Genomic DNA, 24,924 nt, shown 5'->3' with positions numbered 1-24,924 from the left:
GCAGCACAAACAGTGTTTTAGGATAATTAAGGAGTGGTATAAATGATTCATCTTCTTAAAGCATTTTAGTAGTATCACCAATTAGGGCTGGTAGAAACAGCGGTCAACCCGGTCCTACTTATTATAGAAGGAACTAACATTTTTTGATGACAGAATATTGACAATCATGTAAGAAAGTATTATTTGACTTCGAAGGTCTCTTCTTATCTCCTTCCTTATCCATAGCATCTCCTTCAATTTCCTCAGCAAGATTAATAAACAATACCAACAGACTGATAATCAAATTGCAGCTTAAATTTGTATAGATTTTAACATAAAGTGAAAGCTAAAATTGTATTTATGTCGCTTAATTACTGGTAAAGGAAGAATAGAGCATTGAAAGATAATAATTACTACCTGATGGATACAGAAGAAGTGTTTAGATCTCTTGATACCAGTCCTCAAGGACTGACCGGAGAAAAAGTAGAAGAGAGAAAAAAAAAGTATGGACTGAATAAAATTGAAGAAGAACAGAAAATAGGCGTTCTGCATATACTTTTAGAGCAGTTTCAAGACCCCTTGATATATATTCTTTTAGTGGCCGGGGTCATAACAACTGCTTTGGGAGAGCTTATCGATACATATGTAATCCTGGCTGTTGTATTGTTAAACGCCGTAATCGGTTTTACCCAGGAATTTAAGGCTGAAAAAGCCATAAGTGCTTTGGCCCAGCTGGCTTCTCCCCGGGCAAGAGTGCTCCGACAAGGAAATACAAGTGAAATAGAAACGGAGGAACTGGTCCCGGGAGACGTTGTACTTCTCACCTCAGGCTCCAGGGTTCCAGCTGATTTAAGGCTTTTTGAAACAACTCTTCTGGAAATTAATGAATCGACCCTGACGGGTGAATCCCTGGGAGTCAGGAAAAAAACTAAAAAGCTGGAGGATGAAAGCTCCTCTTTAACCGACCGCACCAACCTGGCATACATGGGCACCATTGTTTTGTCCGGGAGGGGAAAGGGTGTGGTGGTAAAAACAGGTAGAGAAACCGAAATTGGAAAAATATCTGAAACTGTAAAGGACATAAAGCAGGCCCCTACCCCCTTACAGGTCCAGTTTATAAGGATGGGTAAAATCATTGGTGGTGTAATAGTAGGCCTGTCAGTACTTACTTTCTTTTTAGGTATTATTATAGGCCTTCCGCCTTCCCAAATCCTGCTCACCGCCATAGCCCTGGCGGTAGCAGCAATTCCCGAGGGACTCCCCATTGTATTTACCTTAACTCTTGCTATAGGTGTAAGCCGTATGGCCAAAAGGGGAGCCATTATGCGCAGGCTTCCTGCTGTGGAAACCCTGGGAAGCTGTTCAATCATTGCTTCCGATAAAACTGGAACCCTGACCAAAAACGAAATGACCGTCCTTTCCATTTTTGCCGGTGACACCCTTTACGATGTTACCGGCACTGGTTTTGAACCCCATGGAGAAATAACACTGCCTGGCACAAAAGAAAAGGAAGACCTGGAAAGCAATTCAGCTCTGGAACTGTGCCTGAGAGCCGGTTTCCTGGCAAATGAATCGGGACTTAACTATTCCAAAGAAAAAGGATACACAGCAGAAGGTGACCCAACGGAAACAGCCCTTATTGTTTCCGCTCTAAAGGGCGGCATAAACAGGAATGAAGAAGGAACCAAATTTCAAAAACTCCATGAAATACCCTTTGAATCCGAAAAGCTGTACATGGCTACCCTCAACAGAAGCCAAGAAGGTGAACACTACATCTTTGTAAAAGGAGCACCTGAAAAGGTCTTAGAAATGACAGCTCCTACCGCTTTATACCGGGATGGCAAACCAGGAACTTTAGATAAAAAAAAGATACTGGAACAATACGAACAGATGGGGAGAGAGGGCCTCCGGGTTCTGGCAATGGCATATAAGAAGGTCAGCCCTTCACTTACTGAACTATCCTCCTCAGATGTAGAAAAAGATTTATTATTTTTGGGATTGCAGGGGATGATTGACCCTCCCCGGGAAGAAGCGCTGGAGGCCATCAGACAGTCAAAAAAAGCCGGGATTAGAATAATAATGGTTACGGGAGACCATCAGATAACGGCAGAAGCCATAGCCCGAAAGCTAGATATAATACCGGAAGGGGAAACAGCCGTTCTTACTGGCAAAGAAATAGACAGGATGGATGATGACGAGCTCTATGAAAGAGTAGGCCAAGTTTCCATATATGCCCGGGTTTCACCCCTGAATAAACTTCAAATAGTACAACAGCTTATCAGACAGGGGGAAATAGTGGCCGTAACGGGTGACGGGGTTAACGATGCTCCGGCACTTAAAGCAGCCCACATTGGTGTGGCCATGGGCAAAACTGGCACTGATGTGGCTAAAGAAACTTCCGATATGATTATTACAGATGATAACTTTGCCAGCATTTTTTCGGCAGTGGCTGAAGGCCGGGTGGTTTTTTCCAATCTAAGAAAAGTTGTATTCTTTCTACTGGGGACTGGAGCGGGAATGATCCTTTTAATTCTCTTCATAGTACTGACCGGGTTCCCCCTTCCTTTTCTGCCGGCCCAGATTCTGTGGGTAAACCTGGTCACCAACGGACTTCAGGATATGGCCCTGGCCTTTGAACCTCCGGAAGAAGGGGTCATCCAACAGCTCCCCCGCAGGCGTGAAGAACCTATAATTTCCAGCCTGATCCTTGAAAGGCTGGTACTGGTAGGACTTGTTATCATGCTGGGCACCTTCCTGACATACCTGTGGCAGTTGAATATTGGTGCTCCTCTGGCCCAGGCCCGAACAGTAGCTCTAACTACCATGGTCTTTTTTCAGCTGTTCCATGTTTTTAACAGCCGCTCAGAGTTAACCTCCATGTTTAAAATGAATCCCTTGTCCAACCCGTTTCTCTTTTACAGCACCATAGCCTCTCTTTCTGCTCATCTGCTGGTTATCTACTGGCCTCCCCTGCAGTTTGTATTCAGGACTGTGCCGCTGCTTCCAATTCACTGGTTAGCTGCTGCTTTAGCAGCTTCTACAATAATCATAATTATAGAAATAGAAAAAGCCTTCCGCCGTAAATCAATGGAAAGCCAAGCTCTGCTGCTGAGACAATTTCCAACCAGATTTAGATTAGCCGCAATTCTCAATCTTTTTAAAAAAATAAAATAACTATAGATATGATTATCATCCCAAAATGCCCTTGCTAAGTAATAAAATCACAAGGGGAACGTTCCATAGTGCAAACTTGTTGTGAAAAAAAGTGAATTCGTTTCAGCAAGCTGAAACGAATTCACTTACAACTTTTTGCCGGAAAAAGGCTTTTTTGATAATATGATTTTATGAAATTTAGTGTTAAATAATGGATTGTCTGGGTTCAGAAATAGTGGTAATATTTAATTGCTGGTGGTGCAGCACTTTTCCGCAAGCATAGACTAGTAACGATGTCCGTAGCAGCAAGGGTCTGCCCTTTGTTCCAGTTACCTATCTTAATGATTGTATCGGGGTGGTCTTGTAAGATCTGGTTAGCTATTTTGTGCAGGTAGTGTTTGGTCTGAGTGCGTATTTTGCGGTACAAGCTGCTGATTTTCTTGTACAGCCTGTGCTAATGCCCGGAGTGTTTAGTACTTTTGCTATTTTTTAGATTACGGAGGGATAAGAATGAAAAAATTATCAGTAACAATATTAGTCGTAGGAATGTTGGTGGCAATGTTGGCGGGATGTTCAAGTAATGATGTACCGGTGATTGGCATATCGCAATATGGAGAACACGCGTCTTTGGACAATTGCCGGGAAGGTTTTTTGCAGGGCTTGAAAAATGCCGGTTTAGTTGAAGGGAAGGATTTCAAGATAGATTATCAAAATGCCGGTTTTGATGATGAGATTAACATACGAATTGCACAAACTTTTGCCAGCAATAATGTGAACTTGATGGTGGGAATCGCAACACCTTCAGCAACAGCACTCTATGCTGCAGCGGAAGGCAAGGATATTCCGGTGGTCTTTACCGCTATTACAGATCCGGTGGAAGCCAAGCTGGATTCAGGAAATGTGACAGGAACAAGCGACAAATTACCGGTGGAAGCACAACTTGAATTAATTCGTGAGATGCAGCCGGATGCAGATACCATTGGTATTATCTATACTACAAGCGAGCCTAATTCAGTTTCAGCTATCAGAGAATATAAAGAGAAGGCACCGGAGTATAATTTTACCATTGATGCGATTGGTGTTACTCAACAATCAGAGGTTACACTGGCAACAGATACGTTGATTGCCAGTGGCGTGGATGCTTTTTCAAATTTGACAGACAACAACGTGGTTGGTGTGTTGCCATCGATTTTGGATAAAACGAATAAAGCATCCATACCGGTGTACGGGAGTGAAGTAGAACAAGTTAAAATTGGCTGTGTTGCCGCCGCGGGGATTGATTATTACAAACTCGGTATTCAAACCGGCGAAATTGCCGTCAAAATATTAAACGGCGAGTTTAATGCCAGTGAGATTCCTTATGAAACTATCCTAGAATTTAGCATCTACATCAATAAGAGTGCAATCGATGAAATGGGAATGAGCTTGCCGGATTATCTTGAAGGAAAAACTATTGATATACAAACCCCTACACCACAAGACTTATAATTCAAAGCATTTAGAGTGTAACTTGTTGGGTCCATATATGAAGGAAACAATATAAAGACAAAAGACTTTGACAGTCAGCTTTGGCTCAATTGCATGGGCAAAGAATAATCTGTCATTTATAGCAATGCAATTTGTAAATGCTGGAAAAAAATTTGGTTTTGACACGATTTGGGTAGGGACAGAAATAAAGTCGCCGGAAATTGACAGGGCAGCCTGAAAGTTTTAAAAAAGAATTATATTCAGAAGAATTATTAGAAATAAAAAAGAAGATGGAAAAGCAAGTGCAACAAGAATCTGTCGTAAATCATATCAGAGAAATCTATAAGGAATGAAGACGAGGCACCTTCGCCTGATACAGTATTGCCGGTTATGTTCCTTCGTCACTACAACCAAATCCGGCAACCTGAGATAAGAGCTATCTGGAGTGTGAAAAGGCAACATTTCCCAAGAAAATATGCACACCCCAAATGCTAGTTTATGCAGGGGTGTGCATATTTTCTTGGTACAAAACAATTGAGACAAAACCCTCAAAGTCGTTTATGATGCGATTTAGGCAAGGTCGAAACGATCTGCATTCATCACTTTATTCCAGGCAGACACGAAGTCATGTAAAAACTTATCCTGACAGTCGTCACATGCATAGACTTCCGCAATGGCCCGAAGTTGGGAGTTTGAACCGAAGATGAGATCAACACGGGTGCCTGTCCACTTGAGTTCGCCCGTGGCGCGATCACGGCCCTGGAACAGTTCTTCGTCTTCAGATGCTTCCTTCCATTCTGTACTCATATCGAGAAGATTCACAAAGAAGTCATTGGTAAGCGCTTCTGGCTTCTTTGTGAAAACGCCGTGCTGAGACTGTCCGTAATTGGCATTCAAAACCCGCATGCCGCCAACCAGAACTGTCATTTCAGGAGCGGTCAATGTCAGCAGCTGTGCACGATCAATCAACAGCTCCTCTGCGATTACAGAATATTTGGTTTTAAGGTAGTTGCGAAACCCATCTGCAGCTGGTTCGAGCACTGTGAATGCCTCTACGTCTGTCTGTTTCTGTGATGCATCCGTACGTCCCGGTGAAAAAGGAACGGATATATTGTTACCGGCGTTCTCTACAGCTTTTTCTACAGCCGCACATCCACCCAGGACGATCAAGTCGGCCAGTGAAACTTTCTTTTGGCCTGACTGCGCACTGTTGAACTCCTGTTGGATTTTTTCAAGGGCCTCAAGCACGATATTGAGTTGATTCGGCTGGTTGACTTCCCAATCCTTCTGCGGCTCAAGACGGATACGCGCCCCGTTTGCCCCTCCGCGCTTATCGGAGCCCCGGAAGGTAGAGGCTGAAGCCCAGGCAGTGTAGACCAGCTGGGAAATTGACAGACCGGAAGCTAAGATTTTGCCCTTAAGGCCTGCGATATCGTTTTCGTCAATCAGTTCATAATCGACTGGGGGCACCGGGTCCTGCCAGATCAGTTCCTCCTCAGGAACCTCCGGCCCAAGATAGCGTGAGAGTGGGCCCATGTCACGGTGGGTCAGCTTGAACCACGCGCGGGCGAAGGCCTCCTCAAACTCTTTCGGGTTCTCTTGGAACCTCTTTGCAATCGGTTTATAGATGGGATCCATCCTCAAAGAAAGGTCCGCTGTAGTCATCATAGGTGCGTGTCGTATGGATGGATCTTCGGCATCCGGCACCGTTTCCGCTGCGGCTGGATCCGTGGGAACCCATTGATAGGCGCCAGCAGGACTTTTCACGAGATTCCAATCATACTTAAACAGGGTGTCAAAATAGCTGTTGTCCCATTTTGTTGGGGTCGGTGTCCAGGCTCCTTCAATGCCGCTGGTGATGGTATCACGGCCTTTACCGCTGCCGTAACTATTCTTCCAGCCAAGCCCTTGTTCTTCGATGCTGGCAGCCTCGGGCTCCGGACCCAAATGGGAATCCTCGGAGGCACCGTGACATTTGCCAAATGTGTGACCTCCGGCAACCAGTGCCACAGTCTCTTCGTCGTTCATAGCCATGCGCTCAAAGGTTTCTCGAACATCACGGCCTGAAGCGACGGCGTCGGGTTCACCGTTCGGCCCTTCCGGGTTTACATAGATGAGACCCATCTGCACGGCGGCCAGAGGATTTTCCAGCTCCCGATCACCAAAATAGCGCTTGTCCCCAAGCCACTCGCTCTCGGAACCCCAGTAAATATCCTCTTCCGGCTCCCACACATCCTGGCGCCCCCCACCAAAACCGAAGGTCTTGAATCCCATGGACTCTAGAGCGCAATTACCGGCGAGGATCATGAGGTCTGCCCAGGAAATTTTATTGCCATATTTTTGTTTGATTGGCCAAAGTAAACGGCGTGCCTTATCCAGGTTGGCATTGTCCGGCCAGCTGTTGAGGGGCGCCAGGCGCTGGGTCCCTGTCCCTGAGCCCCCGCGACCATCGCCTTTGCGGTATGTACCTGCGCTGTGCCAGGCCATCCGGATAAAAAGGCCGCCGTAGTGACCGTAATCGGCAGGCCACCAATCCTGCGAGTCGGTCATCAAATCATATAAGTCTTTTTTAACGGCCTCTAAATCGAGCTTTTTAAATTCTTTGGCATAGTTGAAGTCTTTACCCATAGGGTTAACCAGCTCTGAATTCTGATGAAGAATACTGAGATTTAACTGGTTAGGCCACCAATCCCTGATGGAAGGTCTTCCAATTACAGTGGGGATTTTAGTTCTGCCCGTTACTGGACATTTGCCTTCTTCACTCATAAATTTGCTCCTTTCGATCATTGTGATTTATATTTAAAAGGATCTTGGACAAACACCTTTAAAATATACTTTTTTCCAATGTCCTTGAGACCGGTTATTATCCTTACTAAACCGGCTTCAAGAAATACATTTAATGTGTAGTGAATAATAGATTTCAATAAAGTTGAAATTTCACATTGCCAGATCTTGTAATATTTGGTCCACCGTAGGAGGGCATAGGCGGTGAAAACAATTGTACCATTTAACAATGTTTCAGTCTATTATAATAATAATAATATTTATTATATGAATTTAATGATTCTTCTCCTAAATGTTAAGCTAAATATATTGACCAGCAAGAATAGCCTCGTAGAATCAAAAGTTCTGCGGGGCTTTTTTGATTTTTAATCAGCATGGCTTGTGGGGTCTTTTAATTAAATAAAAATATTTTGTGAAAAGCTATTGACAATATAACTACTGTTATATATAATAACGCTAGTTATAATATATAACGATAGATATAGAATATAACATTAGTTATAAATAATAACACTAGTTATCAAGGAGGTGATATCTTGATTCAACCCAGTGTTTACTCATACTCCCAAATTATTGAGGCCGCTTTCCAGCTTATCCGGGAACAAGGTTGGAGTGCAGTTTCTGCTCGAGCTATAGCAAAAAAACTTGGTTCGTCAACGATGCCTATTTACTCTCACGTGAGCTCTATAGAAGAGTTGGAAAAGAAACTTCGCATAAAAGCCCGGGAACTTCTCAAGGAATTCCAGCAGCAGCAGTATACGGAACACACTCTTTTAAACCTGGCATTCGGTTATGTAGTTTTTGCACGGGATGAAAAAAACCTGTTTCGGTTTCTCTATCTGGAGAGCCCTGAAATGCTTGATTCGGAGGATACCTCAGTGATTAAAAAAACTTTTTTTAAAGAATTCGGCGAGGATAGTGCAGAGGGAAAGGCTCTCTTAGAAATGAAAGAGTCCGGCCAAGAGACGCTGGTCCAATACACCTGGATCTTTACCCATGGCCTTGCCATGTTGGTAAACTCCGGTGCTTTCGGTTCAAACTCAGATCAGGCTATTCTGCGCTTTCTCATGGATGCGGGCGAGGCGTTTTATGTCTGGGGAATCAATAAGGAAGAGGAAAGACAAACGTCTAAAAAGGAACAAAAGTGAACTCGTTTCAGCAAGCTGAAACATCGGGGATTGCTTCAATTTCTCCCTAAAGCTGGGCAGCCAATGCTTTGAACGAGATTTTAACCGTCGGAGTAACCTTTCTTCTCTCTTAACACCATTAATTTGGATGGGAGCAATAAGAAAGGGGCTTTCCTTTAAGCTGGTTCACCTTATACATTACATAGCCACATTAATAGCCGTGTTTTTCCTTGTCTGGTTCACCGGATTATTTGCTGACCTTCATCCCGATGCCTATCAAGATATTTTCTTTAATTATACAGGAGTATATGTCATAATTATATTGGTTGAAATAATCTATTTCAAGGTAACGAAAAGAACGTTATTTGAGGTAAATAATAATGAATGAGGAGATAATTGAAAATGAGGCTCGTATATCTTCTATTATTTGCTTTACACCTGTTTGTAGGGATAGGAGCCGTATTTAGAGAACTGGCTGCTATCTTGGATCCCCAATAACCCCTTGGGATTTCCGCTGATTTCTTGGTTAATTCACTGTTCACAAATTTTCTTATCCCTGGCATTATCCTGTTTACAATCATTGGGCTTGGAAATATTATCAGTTCTTTAAGGTATTGCCCCCTTTGTTCTTTTATCTATTATGACGAAGGGAACAGGGAGTAAGTTTCACCTGCAGCCGTATAAACACGTTAAGATTTCTTTACAAATTATAAGTTCAGGGGTAATGCAAAATTATTTTTAAAATAATAAGGTTCCCCTTTATTTCACCTGACTGCCGCACCTCTATTTGCTGCAGCGGTGCTGGCCCGCAGCCGTCAGTCGATAAACAACTGATTTGCAATCTTTTATAAGGGGTAAACATAATGAAATTAAACAGAGTGGAAGGCATACAAAAATGGTGGTTTAAAAATATTGCTTATTTAATAATTACATGGGCTGCCTTGTTTTTGTCATCAGGAAGAATAGACTGGTTGATGGCTTGGGTTTATCTATCCAGCATTTTTATATTAATTATTGCTAATGCATTGGTCATGGACCAGAAACTGCTGGTAGAGCGCTCTAGATTACAGGAGGGAACAAAAAAGTGGGATATTGCCCTTGCCAGTATAGTTGCAATATGGGGGCCACTTTTAATCTGGATAACATCAGGGCTGGATATCCGATTTGGATGGACGCAGGGATTGCTGCCAGGGCTACAAATTGTTTCCATGATTTTTGTACTTTTGGGAGGATTAACTGTTACATGGTCAATGGAAGCCAATAAGTTTTTTTCAGCCACAGTACGAATTCAATCTGATAGAAATCACACAGTTGTAACCCGGGGACCTTATATGTATGTGCGTCATCCTGGATATTTAGGCGGAATCATTCATACAATTATGACACCCGTTGCCCTGGGATCATGGGCAGCACTTCTGCCGGGTCTTTTCATTGTTGGAATTTTCATAGTTCGAACCGGCCTTGAAGATAAGGTACTACAGAGAGAACTTGATGGGTATCGAGATTACTCCAGGACAGTCCGTTATCGATTAATCCCCGGTATCTGGTAAGGGCTCCCTATTAATTGACATTATTCATTGCCGTAATTATTAGTATGAAGAAATAAAAGAGTATGAATTGATAAGTCCATGGTGGTAGGGCCTGGAGTAAAAGTCCCTGAAGGTGATTTCCGCAACTGGGATGATATCACAAAATGGAGCCGTGATTTAGCTGACAAACTGAATTGATTTTAAGAAAGCTGGCGCGGCCAGTCTGAACTCAAAAAGGCCGTCATAAAATGGACATAAATATATAATGGTTGTCGAAACTGAAACAATTAGTAGAGATAGACCTGAGAGCAACCTTTTGATGATGGGGGTACTGAGATGTACGGAGCAATAATAGGAGATATCGTTGGGTCCATATATGAAAGAAACAATATAAAGACAAAAGACTTTGGCCTATTCGGAAGAGGATGTTGCTTTACAGACGACACAGTCATGACCTGCGCTGTGGCTTCAGCCCTCATGATCTGGAAAAAGTCAAGCAAAAGTATGGACCTTTATCAGATATTTGTAAATGAAATGCAAAATTTACTATCGTATCATTTTTGGAATCTGAAGACTTTGAAAGCACTATTAGAAACGCTATCTCAATCGGTGGGGACAGCGACACAATCGGAGCCATCGCAGGCGGCATAGGAGATGCCTTCTACGGAGTCCCGAGATATCTCAAAGAAAAAGCTTCTGCCTACCTTCGCAGGGATCTGACAAATATAGTAGAAGAGTTTGGACTTCTATTAAATTACTCTCCCACTTAACCTCTTCCGAGGTTTGAAAAGGTTAAGTAGGAGTAGTTCATTCCTTGTTATAAACCTTTTAATATGAAATTTACAAAAGCAAATTTTTGTATTATAATTTAAAAAAACGTAATCTAACATATTTCATTGTTTACTTGTTACAATATCCATGCACCACAGGACTTATAATTCAAAGCATTCAGAGAGTAACTTAGCCGCTAAAAATAATCTATTGGCTTTTTGTGTGCAACCCGGCCATGTAATCCAAGGAGGTGAATCTGTGATACGGGATTTACGCAACTGGAGAAAGGCGTGGGAATTTAATAAAAAAAGCTGGCATTTATTCAGAAAGAAAGTAAATTTCCGTTACTGGCTCCTTTGGTCAATTAATATGTTCGCAGCATATAACATTGTATTTTGGTTAGATTTAGCCAATGGCTTTTCGCTTAAGGTCATAACAGTCATTCTCTTGTATTTCGCTGTGTCACCGCTGTCTCTGGTATTGTGGCTCCCCCATTATATCAAGCAAAAAAAACCAATGAACTATAATGGTGTTATAATGTCTATTGGAGAATGGATAGGATTGCCATATCGGGTCTAACGCCGGATGACATAGGAACAGGCTTTTAGGAGTTACTGGAAATTTCCGTAAGGCGAGTTACGGAATCTCCGGGGAAGTCTAGATTATGCATATATTGGAGTCAGGTCATCCTCTAATCCTGTACAGATTTTGTCTATCCTGCAATTCTCACAACCTGTACAGGATGAGTAGGTCATCTCAGGAAGGCTAATTAAGTTTTCCCCGAGGGAAATAAAATGAGCAAATCTAGCTTAAAAAAAAGACATCTGCTGTTACCAGTATACATTATCATGGTTCTGGTTATTTTTATATTGCCCTTTTTTAGCAGTGAAGGATATTCAATCATATATCATACAACCAGTCAGTTGGGTGCGCAAATGACGCCTAATGCCTGGGTCATGAATATTGTCTTTTTTTTTTTAGGCATTGCCTGTATTATAGAAAGCTGGCTTTATCTTAAAAAATACTGGTTTCAAAAGATTTTGTTAACTATTTTTGGTTTATCACTTATCTTTACTGCGATCTTTAAGCATGCCCCTATCCATATGGACCTGGTATATGATCTACGGGAGGACCAGCTTCATTCGTTTTTTGCCAGCATGGTAGGATTTTCTTTTACTATTTTTGCTTTTTCTGCGGCTTTCATTGAATTAAAACCAGCCAGACGTCTTTTGGCTGTGCTGGCTGCAGTCATTGCAGTGTGCTTTTCATTACTTATCTTTAATACGGTCTACGCGGGAATATGGCAGCGCCTGATGTTTATCATTTCTTTTGCATGGTTAATTATATTTCTTAAAGAAGCAGCGTTGGATTTTAAAAAGTCAACTTGAGTACACCTACCTTGATAATTGGGTGCAGGTCACGGTTATATTGTGTGCTCAGTCGACCAAGATTACATCAAAAACTCCCGAAATTCAAAAAGCAATTGATAAAATAACTTCTTAGGAGGCATAACCTTGATAAATAATAATTACACAGTCCGTTTGGAAATGAAAAAAGACTGGAATGAAGTAGAAAATCTTACCAGAGAGGCTTTTTGGAATAAATACTGTCCCGGCTGCTCGGAGCATTTTATTCTTCATCAATTCCGGAATCGTCCTGATTTCGTGAAGGAATTAGATTACGTTATTGAAAAAAATGACAGAATTGTGGCTCATATCATGTACTGCAAATCTGAAATAGTGCATGATAACGGACAAATTATCCCGATTATGACATTTGGCCCGGTCAGCGTGCTGCCGGAATGTCAAGGCAAAGGATACGGTAGTGAGCTGATTCGTTTTACAATGGGGAAAGCACTGGAGCTTGGTTGTGGAGCGATTGTGATTACAGGAAATCCAGATTACTATCATAGATTTGGATTTGTCAGCGGTCATTCTATGCAAATTTATTACGCTGCTGTTCCACGAGATGAAGAGGCTCCGTTCTTTATGGTGAAGGAATTGCAATCAGGTTATCTTTCGGGGGTAACCGGCATTTTTCAAGACCCGGACGGTTATATGGTTGAAGATACGGACGTTGAAAAATTTGACGTGAACTTTTCACCGAAAGAAAAAAAGAAGCTGCCGGGGCAGTTAGCATGATAACAGTATATTATAAAAACAAAGGCGGCTGACACACCGCCAGAAGACGGACTTCTTACCCCTGTTGTTCCAGTGAACCCCTGCGGAAAACCTCACCGCAGCCTCCGCAGAATTTCATGGGGACGAAGGGATTAATTTAAATGGGGCAGATATTCTGGAATACATTTACGACAGCAAACGAAGGTATAAAGAGTTAATTTTTTCAACGTTTTTATCTTCGCGGTATCCCTTTCGATGTGAAACTGCCGCAAAATAAACCGTTATCCATCAGCAGTCTAAGCGAAGAGCATTTCTATTTAATACCGAGCTGCTCTTTTAATGTGACTTGTAAAGTCTGAGAAAAGTTAATACCAGCTTTTTCAGCTTTAGAATTTAACCAGTCATATTTTTATAGTAAAACATATGGAGAGATTATTTATGAAACTAATTAAAAAAGCCTTAAAGATACTTTTAGTAATTTTAATAATATGCTTATTAATTATATTATTTGTACCATCCAGAACACCACAGATTGAAGGAAATAATAGTGTAGCATCAATACAGAAAGTTGAACTTGGTGGAATAGATCAGTATATAATGATAAGAGGTAGAAATATTAATAATCCAATCCTTCTTTTTTTACATGGTGGTCCTGGGTATGCACAAATTTCATTTGCACGAAAATATCAAGAAGAATTAGAAGATAGCTTCACTGTTGTCAATTGGGACCAAAGAGGGTCTGGCATGTCGTATTCATTTAATATTCCTAAAGAATCTATGAACAAAGAACAGTTTATAGAAGATAGTAAAGAACTGATTGACTATCTATGTAAAAAGTATGGCAAAGAAAAAATATATTTGGCTGGTCATTCTTGGGGTAGTGAATTAGGTTTACATGTGATAGATCAATACCCGGAAAAGGTTGCAGCATTTATAAGTATTGGACAAGTAGTCAATGGACTCGACAATGAAGTAGTTTCATATGATTTTGTTTTAGAGAAGGCTCAAAAAAATAATGATAATAAAGCGTTAGAAGATTTAACGAAGATTGGACGACCTCCATACAAAAACATAGTTAGGGATACAATGACCCAAAGAAAATGGTTAGAGAAATATGGTGGCGTGGAAAGAAAGGTGAATACTTTAAATGACATCATCCTCTCAAGTATTTTTTCTCCAGAATATACAGGGATTGATGGGTTAAAATTTGCTTTGGGGAGTAAATTTACAGCAGATACCATGTGGGGATATAATGTAGACTTAGACTTTATAAGAGATTTACCTGAAGTGAAAGTACCTATTTACTTTTGTGCAGGTAAATATGATTACAATACCCCTTCTATCTTAATAGAGAACTATTATAGCCATATAATTGCTCCTGAAAAAGGATTTATATGGTTTGAAGAGTCAGCACACTTCCCACACTTTGAAGAACCTGAAAAATTTGCGCAATTAGCTATACAGATAAGAGAAGATATTGAAGGGATAACCAACGATAACAAGTTTCCGGATAAGTGAGATAATTTTTGTAGGATAATTGCCGAAAAAAGGGATTGCCTTAAACGTGTAATGGAATAAAGTCATTTTTTGAAAGGAGAATGGGATATGCCAGGTCATGGGCGTTCAAGCAATGCAAGGTTAGAAAGGCCATGCAGTTCTTCAGTGCCTACCATAGGGTGACTTCCCGCATGGATTTGCTGGAACGTTTAAACCTGTCAGAGAAAAGAGAAGCAGAGTATCATACTCTTTCCACTGGACAGCAGCGGAGGCTGGCCCTGGCCTTGGCAGCAGCACACGAGCCGCCAGTCTAATTTTTGGACGAGCCTACTGCTGGTGCTTATGCCATTTATTTTAGGGATGATCCTGCTGCCCCTGGGAGAGCGAACGGGACTCTTTGGTATAACAGCAGGTGCAGTTCCTGGCACCGCTTATGTAAATTCTACCCTGTGGTGATGGAAGAGGAGCCAACTTTTTGAATATATCCCGAAAAACTATACCCTGGATCAAGTTGTGACAGTGCATACACTGCAGCTGGCCAGGGGAAAGAATCATACCGCTTATACATTAACGTTTACCGATTATTGTTGTGAGTGAACTCGTTTCAGCAAGCTGAAACATCGAGGAATCAGGTGGAGACTCTACTCCACCTGATTATACGCCCCACCTACGCTAACGCTTAGAAGTGGGGGTCTTATACCCTAAAAAAAAGAGATAAATTCAACTATCCCTGGAACAAGTTCATTATGCAGTGGATACGATGGATCGCTGTAGGAAGCTATATTATCATCGTCAGTAAAAACCTCTTTCATTACATGATTCATGTTTTTTATGATAAGTGCCTCTGCATCCTTGGATCCTGCCTTAAGCGCTTCAAAGTCAGCGTTGTCAACTTGAGAGTCTGCTTCACCATGAATGAGGAGTATAGGAATATCTAATCTGCTGATGATCTCTCCAGGGTCATGCTCCATCCATGTTAGAAAGAAACGTTGATTTTCTAAATTGAATAGAGGGTGTTCATCGCTTATAGTAGGATCGGTTTTTCCTTCCTTTAAGGATTGAAGCGTCTTCATTTCCAGGCTTTCCTCCGAGTAATAAGTTGAAAGCTGCTTCTCCAGGGTTACATCAATGGGCACACCCGTGCCTCCAATGGATATAAATCCATCAATGGGTTCTTCTAACGATGCCAACATACCCACAAGGGAGCCCTTGCTGTGGCCCATGACAAAAATCTTTTGGTAGCCCTGTTCTTTCAAATACCTGATGACACCTACAAAATCATCCACAAACCGTTCAAATTCCATGTTCGTAAAATCAAAGGACCCCGCACTTTTCCCAGCAGTTCTTTTATCATACCGAAAAGTAGATATGCCTTCCCGTTCTAAACTTTTGGCCATTTGAAGAAAACAATCATTTCTGCCCTGGAGAAGGGGGCTGTTGCCATCCATGTCTGTTGGGCCTGAGCCGGCAGCGATTAAAACCACCAGGTCCTTGTCCTTACCCGAAGCTTTACCGTATAAAATGCCGTCATCCAATTGAATCTTATGATACCCTACGTTATCCAAAGCGATATGGGTTACTATGGCGAAGACCACCATAACGGCCATTATTAAATATATTCTTTTCATTTATTTCACCTCTATAACAATTCTATTTTAGTGAGACGAATCATAGTAAACCCAATCAGCAATACCATAACTGCAAGAGTAGATACCAAAGAACCAATCCATGAAACCGAAGGGATTACGGCCAGCATTTCTGCCTCAACCAGCAGACCGGAGGGTAGGTACCTGTTGATATTCAACAAGTCCCCCATTATACGGGTGCCGTACGCTGGGATTAGAACTAACAACCCTGCGGTAACAGGCTTCTTGACCAGGGACCCTATGAAAATTAATAAAGCTAAAACATACACCATATAAAACCCTTGAAACAATCCGGCCCTCAGAACAGGCATAAAAGAGGGGAGATCGAATCCAAAAAGGGCTCCTGCATACACGTAATTGACCATTGCCGAGAATATTGAACTGATTACTAATACGCTCCCATAAACACTCAGCTTTGCCAGCAGTAATCCACTGTAACTTTTCCCGGAACAGATAGGGAATATCAAGGTTTTATCAGATATCTCCTGAGCCATGATACCCGAAAGGGCAAAAGCTATGATTAAGGTGCTAATCTGAAAAACATCTCCCAGGTAGGCTCGAATATTTGCATTTTGAGTTGTAATCAGCATCCCCTGCATGACCTCTTCTGTCATGTTGGGAAACTGACTTTTTAGCAGTTCCGGCAAAACTAACTTGTTCATTACGGGATCAAATATTGCAAAAAACAAAATCCCTGCCAACAGAATCAAAAACCGGTAATTCCGGAGGCCATCCATAATCTCTTTTCGTATCATTGCTTTAATGTCCATTCTTAGCGACCTCCTCCAAAAAAATATCTTCCAAGCTGGCTCTACGCAGTGTAAAGGATTCTACCATAAGGTCCGTTGATGCGAAAAAGTTCAGGAGAGTTTTCCCCGAATTCTCCGGGGAATCCACAGAAATGGATATTTTGTCTCCCGCAGCTTCAACACTATGAATTCCGGGTAAGCGGGATAATCTATTAATGAGCCCGGTATCCTGCATAGTTTTTGGTATGGTTACATCATAAATTGACTGTACATTTTCTGCATAAAGGGCTTCCAGCGTTTTTTCCACCACCATTTGACCGTGAGCAAGGATGCCTACACGGTCGCAAACCCTTTCGGCATCACTTAAAATATGAGTAGACAAAAAAACGGTTTTTCCCCTGGCTTTTAAATCCAGGATAAGACTCAGCACATCACTTCGTCCTTCCGGGTCTAAGGCGGATGATGGTTCATCCAGTAAAATCAGATCAGAATCATAGAACAAGGCAGCGGCCATGCCCAATCGCTGTTTCATGCCCCGGGAGTAGCCACCCACACGACGGTTGGCAGCTTCCATAAGCCCAACCCACCCCAGCATTTCCTGGACACGCTTCTCCACATTACCCTGCCAGCGGCTTCCCAGATATTGCAGGGTTTCCCTACCTGTCATCCAGGGATAAAAACTGGGTTCTTCCGGCAGGTAGCCGATGTGTAAATCCCCTGGGTGCGCAATCTTGGCAAGATCCCAGCCATTCACCTCGCAGGTTCCGGCATTAGCTTTGGAAAGCCCCGCAAGAATGTTCATGGCGGTAGATTTACCAGCACCGTTTTGTCCAAGGAATCCGTAGATCTCGCCCTTTTCAACCCGTAAATCAATCCCTTTCAGGGCTTGAAAGCTGCCAAAATTTTTACGCAGCCCTTCTGTCTGAATCATTAGATATCCCTCCTCCGTCCCCAAATTAAAAAGCTAATGGGCCCCAGGGTTGAAATAAACAATACAATTGCCAGCCAAACCCATTTGCTTAAGCTTGTCACACCTTCCCTAAAAATCTTTACAATACAAATCCCCTTTAAAACAAACTCAAATAAAAGCAGCGGAGCCAGAATCAACAGGTACTCAACAGTTAATAAATCTGTCATCATTTTTCCCTCCATATAAATTATTAACTTAATAATACTACAACAAGAGGTCATATGATAAGTGACGGAAGTCACATCCATGGTCATAATTCAAGAAGATACTTATGTCAGTTTCAGATACATTTTAAATTAAAAAACGGAGGTTTTACCTCCGGAATTCCACGATATCGAGATATAAAACAGATATCACTCATCATCAAGCTGTTGAATAAGAAGTCCTGCCTTGGTTCGATTATTTGTTCCTAATTTGGCATAGATATCACTGATATAATTTTTGACGGTTCCTTCACTTAAAAATAGCTCTTTCGCAATTTGCCGGTTGCTCAGTCCCTGGGCCAATAGTAAACCTATCTCTTTTTCCCGGTCGCTGAAGAGAGGCTCTTTGTGGATATCTACTCCCTGTCGGGTTTTAAAAGAAGATTTCTGTTTAGACAAGCGAGCCGCCAGTTTTGCAGCAATCCTTCCAGGTAACATCATTTGACCTCTATGAGCATCACGAATGGACATGATTAAATGGGAAGCATCGATATCTTTAAGAATGTATCCAGCAGCCCCATTGGTCAGGGCATCAATGATATAATCGTCATTGTCAAAGGTAGTGAGGATGATAATTGACGTTTCAGGGAATTCCTCTTTTATAACGGCACATGCTTCAACCCCGTTGAGAACGGGCATACAAATATCCATCAAAATCACATCAACTATTTTTTTCTCCATCTGTTCAATGGCCATTTTACCGTGTTCCGCTTCTGCCACCACTTCCATGTCTTCCTGCAGGTTAATAATGGTCTTCAGGCCTTCCCTCAGGAGCATCTGGTCATCCACCAACATAATTCTAATCTTTTCCATCCTCATTCTCCTCCTGATAAAAGACGGGCACTTCTGCCACCAGGCCAAACCAACCGTCCTCATTTATGGTCATAGTTAAATTGCCTCCCAGGCTTTTTAATTGTTCTTTCATCGTAGTTAAACCGTACCCATATTTAATATCTTGGGGTACAGTACCATCATTGAAGCAGGAAAGAGAGATGATCCCCGCCTTCTTTTCTAAATTCATCTTGATATATTGACAGTGTCCATGTTTAATGGCATTGGTAATAGACTCTAGAATCATATGATAAAGGGTTTTCTTCAGTATAAGTTTTGCTTCTTCAATGTCATCAAAGCTGCAGTCTACATTTATTTTTGTATGGGACCTGACCTGCTCCATCAAACGATGCACTGTTTCTGGAAAGTTATCGTATTCCTTATCTACTTTAATGGCATGAACAGCCTGCCGTATTTCCTGAAGGCCTTTCCGCACCTGGTCTTTAATAATGCCCAGGCGCCTTTTGCTTTCTGCAAGGTCTTTATCCATAAGCATTCGGGCAGCTTCTATCTGTACTAATGCCGTTGTCAATTGATGCCCCACCGTATTGTGGATTTCCAAAGCAATCCGGTTGCGCTCTTTTAACAGCGTCATTTCTTCCATGGCAATCATCTTTGCATACAGCTGTGCCGAAGTTTCCCGAAGCTGCCTGCTCTGAATGCTGTACTCCTTTGCCAGAAAAGCAAAACCAACAAAGAGGATGAACTGAATCCCTCCAATAATGAATAGGAGAATGATGTTTCCCAGGGGCAAATGCAGGAAGTTCGCCACATAGATAGACATATACGCCATATATCCAAAAATGATATAGACAATACCGTATGAATATTTGTAATCCAAAGCAATATCATAGACAATAAGGACAATCAAACCAAGGCCGGTATTATTTACATCTATTAAAGTAATGTAATAGATAACGCCCCCCTCCAGGTAAGGGAAGACCAACTGCCAGATATTGTTTTTCAAATTAGAAAGATAAAAATGACGAAAGGCCGCCATAATAAAATAAAGGGAGTAACCGGCGATAAGGATGAAACGCTGCTCTTGATTTAAGGATACGATGTAAGCCGACAACAGCAAAAATAAAACCACCATGATTAGGTGTATGCGTTTAAATATGGTTTCTTGTGTTTTCCATCCAGACAGAACAGGCACGATAAACCCTCCTATGACAAGTAAACTTGGCGAACAGGGCCGGCTATACGTTTCTATTTTCATTATACTAGTTATTGGTTAATTGAACTACTCCCATTTAACCTCTTCGAGGTTTGAAGAGGGAGATTCCGGCTATCTAACCGGAACCAAGCATCCCGTCAACAAGGGCTTGTAGGAAAAATATGGCAACGTTAACACGCTACGCAGAAAAGGGTATTAAGTATTCTCCCTCTCCTGTTAGCTCTAATCGATTTCTTAGGTCCTTTAGAGAGCCTACGTTTTCCATATTCCCTAACTCTTGATACAAAGCCTGGGGCTTTACATCTTTAAGCATGCGAGTTATGTAGCTCCAATGCGTCCAATGATGCCTGACTGCTATCTTCTCCGGCAGCAAACCAGACAAAACCGGTGGAACTTTTTCGCTAAAACCCATCCTGCGGCGGGCAATGACATAAGCTGCTGCAAGATGGACCGATAAGCCTTTAGGTTTCATGTATTTGAACTTCCCCTTTTGAGAAGTGTAAGCTGGGTTTACTAAAAATATGGCTATCCCAACTTTATAAGCCCTGGACTGGATGGAATCAATTATCTTTTTATAAGCAAATTGAGTTATCTTGCGATTAGACTTTTTGCTGCCATAAGAAAGTTTTGATTTAGAATCAGTTGTATTTAGATCCTCTAATACAATAGGCTTTTTCTTATTATTAGCAATGTCAATTAACTGGATAGCTGCATCTGTCTTTTTGGGGCAAGTCTTTTTTATAGATCCTGTTTGAAAAAAAGCATTTTTCCACTTGAGATGCACCTCCTAAACGTAGCTTATATAGTAATATTATACATTGCTGAACATATGTTTGTCTAGTGTTTTTTTAAAAGCAAAGCGATTCATCCCCTACCTTCGCTTTGCTTAGAGGAAGGGGTCTTCTCGCTAAGATGATAAATTAGGGTCAATCAGCTCCTCCTGATTCTTACCTTTGACTTATAACCGAGTTGTCCAACTCACATTAGTTAGATATAATAAGATATAATAATCATGTGTTCTAAAGTGTAATTCATTGGAAGTATTTTGAGGGTAATCAAATCAAAATCTATCATGATAAATAATTTAAAGGGGAACAATGTTATGAACATACTGGGAGTTTCAATATATATTTGGATTGCATTATTTGTTGTGATGTCTGTGAGTTCTTTTCTTATAGCTGTTCGAATATTTAAAGATTTATATAAAAAATAGAGATAATAAGGGAACATAAATTTGCTTATGTCGAGAAGATTTTCAATATATTAAATCAAATTATATAATGATATGATGAGCAAGTTTTTATAACCTAAATTTGAACAAAAAACAAATTTTACAACAAAGAATATTTATTGAACAACATAACCGACAGGATTTAAAATGTCGGTTATGTAATATTAAGGATCTTGTTTAAAAATATCTTTAATTTTTTTTGTCGGGTTTTAATCTGGTGACTTAAGATTTTTTATACTGACCATTTAACTCTTTTTGACTTGAAAGAACTGCTTTAGCTGTCTGGACAGCGGTGTTGGCAAAGTAATCATTTAAACCGTATCTATTTTTTATCTGAAGATGAATAGAAATGTCGTATTTTAAATTATAATTATATTCATCTAGGTATTAGAGAGGCAGCCTGCGATATGTTATCCCAACTGGGGTATAAGGCCCATTATGCTGTAGATGGAGCTGAAGCCATCATAAAAAACCTGGAAGCTAAGAAAACAGACCATCCTTTTGACCTGGTGGTGATAGACTTGACAATTCTCGGTGGTATGGGGGGCAAGGATACGATAAAATATTGCTTGATGAAGATCCATAAATTAAAGCTGTTGTTTCCAGCGGCTATTCAACCGAACCCATAATGGCCAATTTTGATAAATATGGTTTTAAAGGTGTAATCCAAAAATCGTATCAAATAAGCGTATTTTCTAAAGTAATTTTTGAAATCATAAATTCAGCTGAATGATCATAAACTTTAGTCCGCCGGCCAAGCCCTCGATCGTCTTCAATAGGTTCCAGGGCTATAATTTTATCTGAACGTACGAACTTGCCCTAACCTAAGGGAACTACTAGTAATTATCCAAAGCTTCTTCTTCTTGGAAGGAAATCAGTTTATAAAGTCCTGCTGCAGGCTTTAGGGGAAAAAGCTACAGTATGCCTTAAAACATCTGGTGCTGGGAAAAGTTTGAACTAGGTGAGGACAGAGAAATGAAAGATAAGTTGAGTCAAATAAGAACAAAATCGGATAACGTGCTCACTATGCAACAAAACTTATGGCGAGTCTTGTTAGTATTATTACTAGGTGCTGTTTTAGGCTTTTTAGCAAAATATACAGATGGTTCAGTTGTTGGAGAAATTGGAACTTATCTAGGGTTTTGGATATTGGTAACTACTATACTTGTAGCATGGAGCCGCTCACCTGAAACTGCGGCTTTACACGCATTTGTATTTTTGGTAGCTATGATTGTTGTATATTATATTTACTCTATGATTTTATTTGGTGTATTTCCCAAATATTATTTTATAGCATGGGGTAGTATTGCTTTGCTTGCACCAATAGGCGGTTATGTTGTGTGGTACGCTCGGGGAAATGGCTGGATAGCCGCTTTTTGTGCCGCATTTCCAATCAGTTTGTTATTGGCAGAAGGCTATAGCTTTACCTATACTTTTTCTATACCGAGAGGTTTCGAATTGTTTTCAGCAATTTTACTATTTAAGATTCTACCCAAAAATTATCTACAACGCATACGCATTCTTCCTATTGTGGTAATTATGTTTCTTATCATTAAACATTTTGGACTAGTTAATTTATTGCCATGATAATTAAGCCAACCAAGTGTTAACCGCACAGAAGGAGCACAGTTAAATTAAGGTATTTACCAAAAGGATAGAAACATTACGATAATGAGAAGGGGATCACTAGTAGAGGACAGAAACTATTGAAAAAGGAAAGTGTGATCATAGGGATGAATAAAACAATCTTAGGAATAGGAATAGTCGCTGGTATTTTAGCCATAATCGCCTTTTTTCAAGGAGGCTTCTCATTAGTCGCTAAAGGATTATTACTAGGTGGACAAACGCTTCTCGGCGTCTTTCCTCTTCTAATTATTGCTTTTATAGTGGCTGGGTTAGTTTCCAACTTAATCTCGAACAAAATGGTATCTAAGTGGCTCGGGAAAGAAGCGGGCTGGAAAGGACCACTTTGGGGGTCATTGATGGGAGCCTTGGTTCCCGGTGGACCATTCTTTTTCTATCCTTTAATGGCAACTTTAATAGTTTCTGGAGCAAGTGTTGGTACAATGATTAGTTTTGTGGCTGCAAAAACCCTCTGGAATATTGCTCGAATTCCAGTTGAAATAGCATTTGTTGGAGTGGAACTTACAGCTATTAGATTCTTAATCACTTTTGCATTTCCAATATTGGCGGGAGGCGCTGTAAATATCTTTTTACCTGGGTATTCTGAGAAAATTAGGGAGCAAGTAATACAACTTCAGATGAAAAACAAACCTGGGGAAAGTAGTGAACAAAATGACTAATGCACTTGTGGTATTATCTTTAATGGCAATAATACTTTTGTTCGTGGCGTACCGACAGGATAAACATATAGAAGGCCTGAAAGAAGCAAAAAGTATGTTTTTAGCCGTCTTGCCAATGCTTTTATTTGCTTTTATAATTGTAGGTTTCATTGATATATTAATACCTAAAGAAGCATTGCAAGCTTGGCTGGGAGAAGAATCTGGTTGGAGAGGTTTAATCATTGGACCTGCAATCGGTGCACTTATCCAAGGAGGCCCCTTTGCTTTTTTCCCTTTGTTTAATACTATATTCCGTGATAGTGTAACCACCGGAACAGCAGTTGCTATGATAACAGCCTGGGGAATGATTAATATAGGACACCTACCCTATGAATTCACCTTTTTAGGTCCTCGTTTTGTAGCACTTAAATACAGTATTTACATAGCAATACCATCACTGGCCGGTCTATTGGCAAATCTTCTGTTTAGATAATAAGTGTGAAGCTTTTCCCTGCAAAAGGTTGAAATCCTTGAATAAGCGCTACCGCACAAAATACCATATGAGTATGAAAATTCCCTGCATTTGCCCGCGCATCGTACACGGACTTAGTGGTTCTTTCTTTGCAGCTTGCTCTACAGCCCCACATCCACCCAGGACGATCAAGTCGGCCAGTGATACTTTCTTTTGGCCTGACTGCGCACGGTTGAACTCCTGTTGGATTTTTTCAAGGGCCTCAAGCACGATATTGAGTTGATTCGGCTGGTTGACTTCCCAATCCTTCTGCGGCCCAAGACGGATACGCGCCCCGTTTGCCCCTCCGCGCTTATCGGAGCCCTGGAAGGTAGAGGCTGAAGCCCAGGCAGTGTGTCGTATGGATGGATCTTCGGCATCCGGCACCGTTTCAACTGCGGCTGGATCCGTGGGAACCCATTGATAGGCGCCAGCAGGACTTTTCACGAGATTCCAATCATACTTAAACAGGGTGTCAAAATAGCTGTTGTCCCATTTTGTCGGGGTCGGTGTCCAGACTCCTTCAATGCCGCTGGTGATGGTATCACGGCCTTTATTATATGAATTTAATGATTCTTCTCCTAAATGTTAAGCTAAATATAGTGACCGGCAAGAATAGCCACTGTAATAACAGAAAAAATTCTTAGAATAAGAAGACAGTATAATTAAAAAAAGGAGTAAATAAATCAGAATGCGTATTATATAAAAAAGCAACCTTAAGATAAAAGACAGTTCTGTCTTAGGAGTGAAGTGTTCCCATACCTGCATGGATGGGAACAGCTTTTATACAATGGTCTATAACTGGGGGCAAATCTGCAGACAGTGTACCCTTGAAATAATTATAATTGATGAAAATGGAATTTGTGATTTAAGAAATGGATTATTTATAAAATAGCG

Annotated in this window: 23 protein-coding genes and 3 pseudogenes; 16 read left to right on the top strand and 10 right to left on the bottom strand. The window is 41.1% G+C overall.

All coding sequences use genetic code 11. From position 1 onward, the window contains the following. Window positions 1–375 precede the first annotated feature (375 nt). The gene (locus tag HUE98_RS08915) at window positions 376–3,153 is read left to right on the top strand and encodes a cation-translocating P-type ATPase (protein ID WP_241420312.1); all 2,778 of its coding nucleotides are present in this window, start codon (window positions 376–378) and stop codon (window positions 3,151–3,153) included. Between the two features lie 489 nt (window positions 3,154–3,642). Further along, window positions 3,643–4,620 (top strand): ABC transporter substrate-binding protein, encoded by a 978-nt coding sequence (locus tag HUE98_RS08910; protein WP_241420311.1) that lies wholly within the window; start codon window positions 3,643–3,645, stop codon window positions 4,618–4,620. Between the two features lie 549 nt (window positions 4,621–5,169). Here HUE98_RS08910 and katG read toward each other — a convergent pair. Next, on the bottom strand, window positions 5,170–7,365 hold the full coding sequence (gene katG / locus HUE98_RS08905) for a catalase/peroxidase HPI (protein WP_241423464.1): 2,196 nt from the start codon (window positions 7,363–7,365) through the stop codon (window positions 5,170–5,172). A gap of 554 nt (window positions 7,366–7,919) precedes the next feature. Here katG and HUE98_RS08900 point away from each other — a divergent pair. The 10 genes and pseudogenes from HUE98_RS08900 (at window position 7,920) to HUE98_RS17640 (ending at window position 14,741) form a co-directional block, all read left to right on the top strand. Beyond that, a complete protein-coding gene (locus HUE98_RS08900; protein WP_241423463.1) occupies window positions 7,920–8,531 on the top strand; it encodes a TetR/AcrR family transcriptional regulator in 612 nt (203 codons plus the stop codon). Between the two features lie 127 nt (window positions 8,532–8,658). Continuing rightward, window positions 8,659–8,898 carry a DUF6608 family protein gene (locus HUE98_RS18070; protein WP_407080285.1) on the top strand — a complete coding sequence of 80 codons (240 nt, stop codon included), beginning with the start codon at window positions 8,659–8,661 and terminating at the stop codon, window positions 8,896–8,898. A 475-nt stretch (window positions 8,899–9,373) separates the two neighbouring features. After that, window positions 9,374–10,060, top strand: coding sequence for a methyltransferase family protein (locus tag HUE98_RS08895; RefSeq protein WP_241423462.1), 687 nt, complete (start codon window positions 9,374–9,376; stop codon window positions 10,058–10,060). A gap of 315 nt (window positions 10,061–10,375) precedes the next feature. Continuing rightward, window positions 10,376–10,519, top strand: a pseudogene (locus HUE98_RS18220) (ADP-ribosylglycohydrolase family protein); the annotation flags it as partial. 80 nt (window positions 10,520–10,599) lie between these two features. Then, window positions 10,600–10,809 carry an ADP-ribosylglycohydrolase family protein gene (locus HUE98_RS18215; RefSeq protein WP_241423461.1) on the top strand — a complete coding sequence of 70 codons (210 nt, stop codon included), beginning with the start codon at window positions 10,600–10,602 and terminating at the stop codon, window positions 10,807–10,809. A gap of 259 nt (window positions 10,810–11,068) precedes the next feature. Further along, the gene (locus HUE98_RS08880; RefSeq protein ID WP_241423460.1) at window positions 11,069–11,389 is read left to right on the top strand and encodes a hypothetical protein; all 321 of its coding nucleotides are present in this window, start codon (window positions 11,069–11,071) and stop codon (window positions 11,387–11,389) included. 215 nt (window positions 11,390–11,604) lie between these two features. Then, window positions 11,605–12,198, top strand: coding sequence for a DUF998 domain-containing protein (locus tag HUE98_RS08875; protein WP_241423459.1), 594 nt, complete (start codon window positions 11,605–11,607; stop codon window positions 12,196–12,198). A gap of 126 nt (window positions 12,199–12,324) precedes the next feature. Next, complete coding sequence (locus HUE98_RS08870) at window positions 12,325–12,951, top strand: GNAT family N-acetyltransferase (RefSeq protein ID WP_241423458.1); 627 nt, start codon at window positions 12,325–12,327, stop codon at window positions 12,949–12,951. Window positions 12,952–13,368: 417 nt separating this feature from the next. Next, entirely contained in the window at window positions 13,369–14,448 is a 1,080-nt protein-coding gene (locus HUE98_RS08865; RefSeq protein ID WP_241423457.1) for an alpha/beta fold hydrolase, read from the top strand. A 170-nt stretch (window positions 14,449–14,618) separates the two neighbouring features. Then, on the top strand, window positions 14,619–14,741 hold the full coding sequence (locus tag HUE98_RS17640) for a hypothetical protein (RefSeq protein WP_277623721.1): 123 nt from the start codon (window positions 14,619–14,621) through the stop codon (window positions 14,739–14,741). Between the two features lie 387 nt (window positions 14,742–15,128). Here the strand turns inward: HUE98_RS17640 and HUE98_RS08860 are convergent, their stop codons facing one another. From HUE98_RS08860 to HUE98_RS18065, 8 genes and pseudogenes are all read right to left on the bottom strand, one after another. Then, window positions 15,129–16,055, bottom strand: a complete 927-nt coding sequence (locus HUE98_RS08860) for an alpha/beta hydrolase (RefSeq protein WP_241423456.1) — start codon at window positions 16,053–16,055, stop codon at window positions 15,129–15,131. Between the two features lie 11 nt (window positions 16,056–16,066). Beyond that, window positions 16,067–16,843 (bottom strand): hypothetical protein, encoded by a 777-nt coding sequence (locus HUE98_RS08855; RefSeq protein ID WP_241423455.1) that lies wholly within the window; start codon window positions 16,841–16,843, stop codon window positions 16,067–16,069. After that, complete coding sequence (locus HUE98_RS08850) at window positions 16,833–17,753, bottom strand: ABC transporter ATP-binding protein (RefSeq protein WP_241423454.1); 921 nt, start codon at window positions 17,751–17,753, stop codon at window positions 16,833–16,835. The genes HUE98_RS08855 and HUE98_RS08850 overlap by 11 nt, the downstream gene beginning before the upstream one ends. After that, complete coding sequence (locus HUE98_RS08845; RefSeq protein WP_241423453.1) at window positions 17,753–17,962, bottom strand: PLDc N-terminal domain-containing protein; 210 nt, start codon at window positions 17,960–17,962, stop codon at window positions 17,753–17,755. Before HUE98_RS08845 ends, HUE98_RS08850 begins: the two co-directional genes overlap by 1 nt. Before the next feature lie 183 nt (window positions 17,963–18,145). Continuing rightward, window positions 18,146–18,808 (bottom strand): response regulator, encoded by a 663-nt coding sequence (locus HUE98_RS08840; protein WP_241423452.1) that lies wholly within the window; start codon window positions 18,806–18,808, stop codon window positions 18,146–18,148. Next, window positions 18,795–19,982 (bottom strand): sensor histidine kinase, encoded by a 1,188-nt coding sequence (locus tag HUE98_RS08835; protein WP_241423451.1) that lies wholly within the window; start codon window positions 19,980–19,982, stop codon window positions 18,795–18,797. Before HUE98_RS08835 ends, HUE98_RS08840 begins: the two co-directional genes overlap by 14 nt. 199 nt (window positions 19,983–20,181) lie before the next feature. Beyond that, a complete protein-coding gene (locus HUE98_RS08830) occupies window positions 20,182–20,475 on the bottom strand; it encodes a hypothetical protein (protein ID WP_241423450.1) in 294 nt (97 codons plus the stop codon). Window positions 20,476–20,508: 33 nt separating this feature from the next. After that, window positions 20,509–20,787: pseudogene (locus HUE98_RS18065) on the bottom strand (IS200/IS605 family accessory protein TnpB-related protein); the annotation flags it as partial. An 854-nt stretch (window positions 20,788–21,641) separates the two neighbouring features. On the opposite strand from HUE98_RS18065, the gene HUE98_RS08825 reads away from it, so the two are divergent. From HUE98_RS08825 to HUE98_RS08810, 4 genes are all read left to right on the top strand, one after another. Beyond that, a complete protein-coding gene (locus tag HUE98_RS08825; RefSeq protein ID WP_241423449.1) occupies window positions 21,642–21,863 on the top strand; it encodes a response regulator in 222 nt (73 codons plus the stop codon). Window positions 21,864–22,209: 346 nt separating this feature from the next. Continuing rightward, a complete protein-coding gene (locus tag HUE98_RS08820) occupies window positions 22,210–22,821 on the top strand; it encodes a DUF6518 family protein (protein ID WP_241423448.1) in 612 nt (203 codons plus the stop codon). A 119-nt stretch (window positions 22,822–22,940) separates the two neighbouring features. Further along, on the top strand, window positions 22,941–23,537 hold the full coding sequence (locus tag HUE98_RS08815; RefSeq protein WP_241423447.1) for a permease: 597 nt from the start codon (window positions 22,941–22,943) through the stop codon (window positions 23,535–23,537). Next, the gene (locus HUE98_RS08810) at window positions 23,530–24,009 is read left to right on the top strand and encodes a permease (protein ID WP_241423446.1); all 480 of its coding nucleotides are present in this window, start codon (window positions 23,530–23,532) and stop codon (window positions 24,007–24,009) included. The genes HUE98_RS08815 and HUE98_RS08810 overlap by 8 nt, the downstream gene beginning before the upstream one ends. 126 nt (window positions 24,010–24,135) lie before the next feature. On the opposite strand, the pseudogene HUE98_RS18060 reads toward HUE98_RS08810, so the two are convergent. Continuing rightward, window positions 24,136–24,612: pseudogene (locus HUE98_RS18060) on the bottom strand (peroxidase family protein); the annotation flags it as partial. Window positions 24,613–24,924 lie beyond the last annotated feature (312 nt).

The organism is Candidatus Contubernalis alkalaceticus, from assembly GCF_022558445.1.
In the GTDB taxonomy this organism is placed as follows: domain Bacteria; phylum Bacillota; class Dethiobacteria; order SKNC01; family SKNC01; genus Contubernalis; species Contubernalis alkaliaceticus.
The sequence above is the reverse complement of the archived record's forward strand: the minus strand, read 5'-3'. Positions and strand labels throughout refer to the sequence as shown.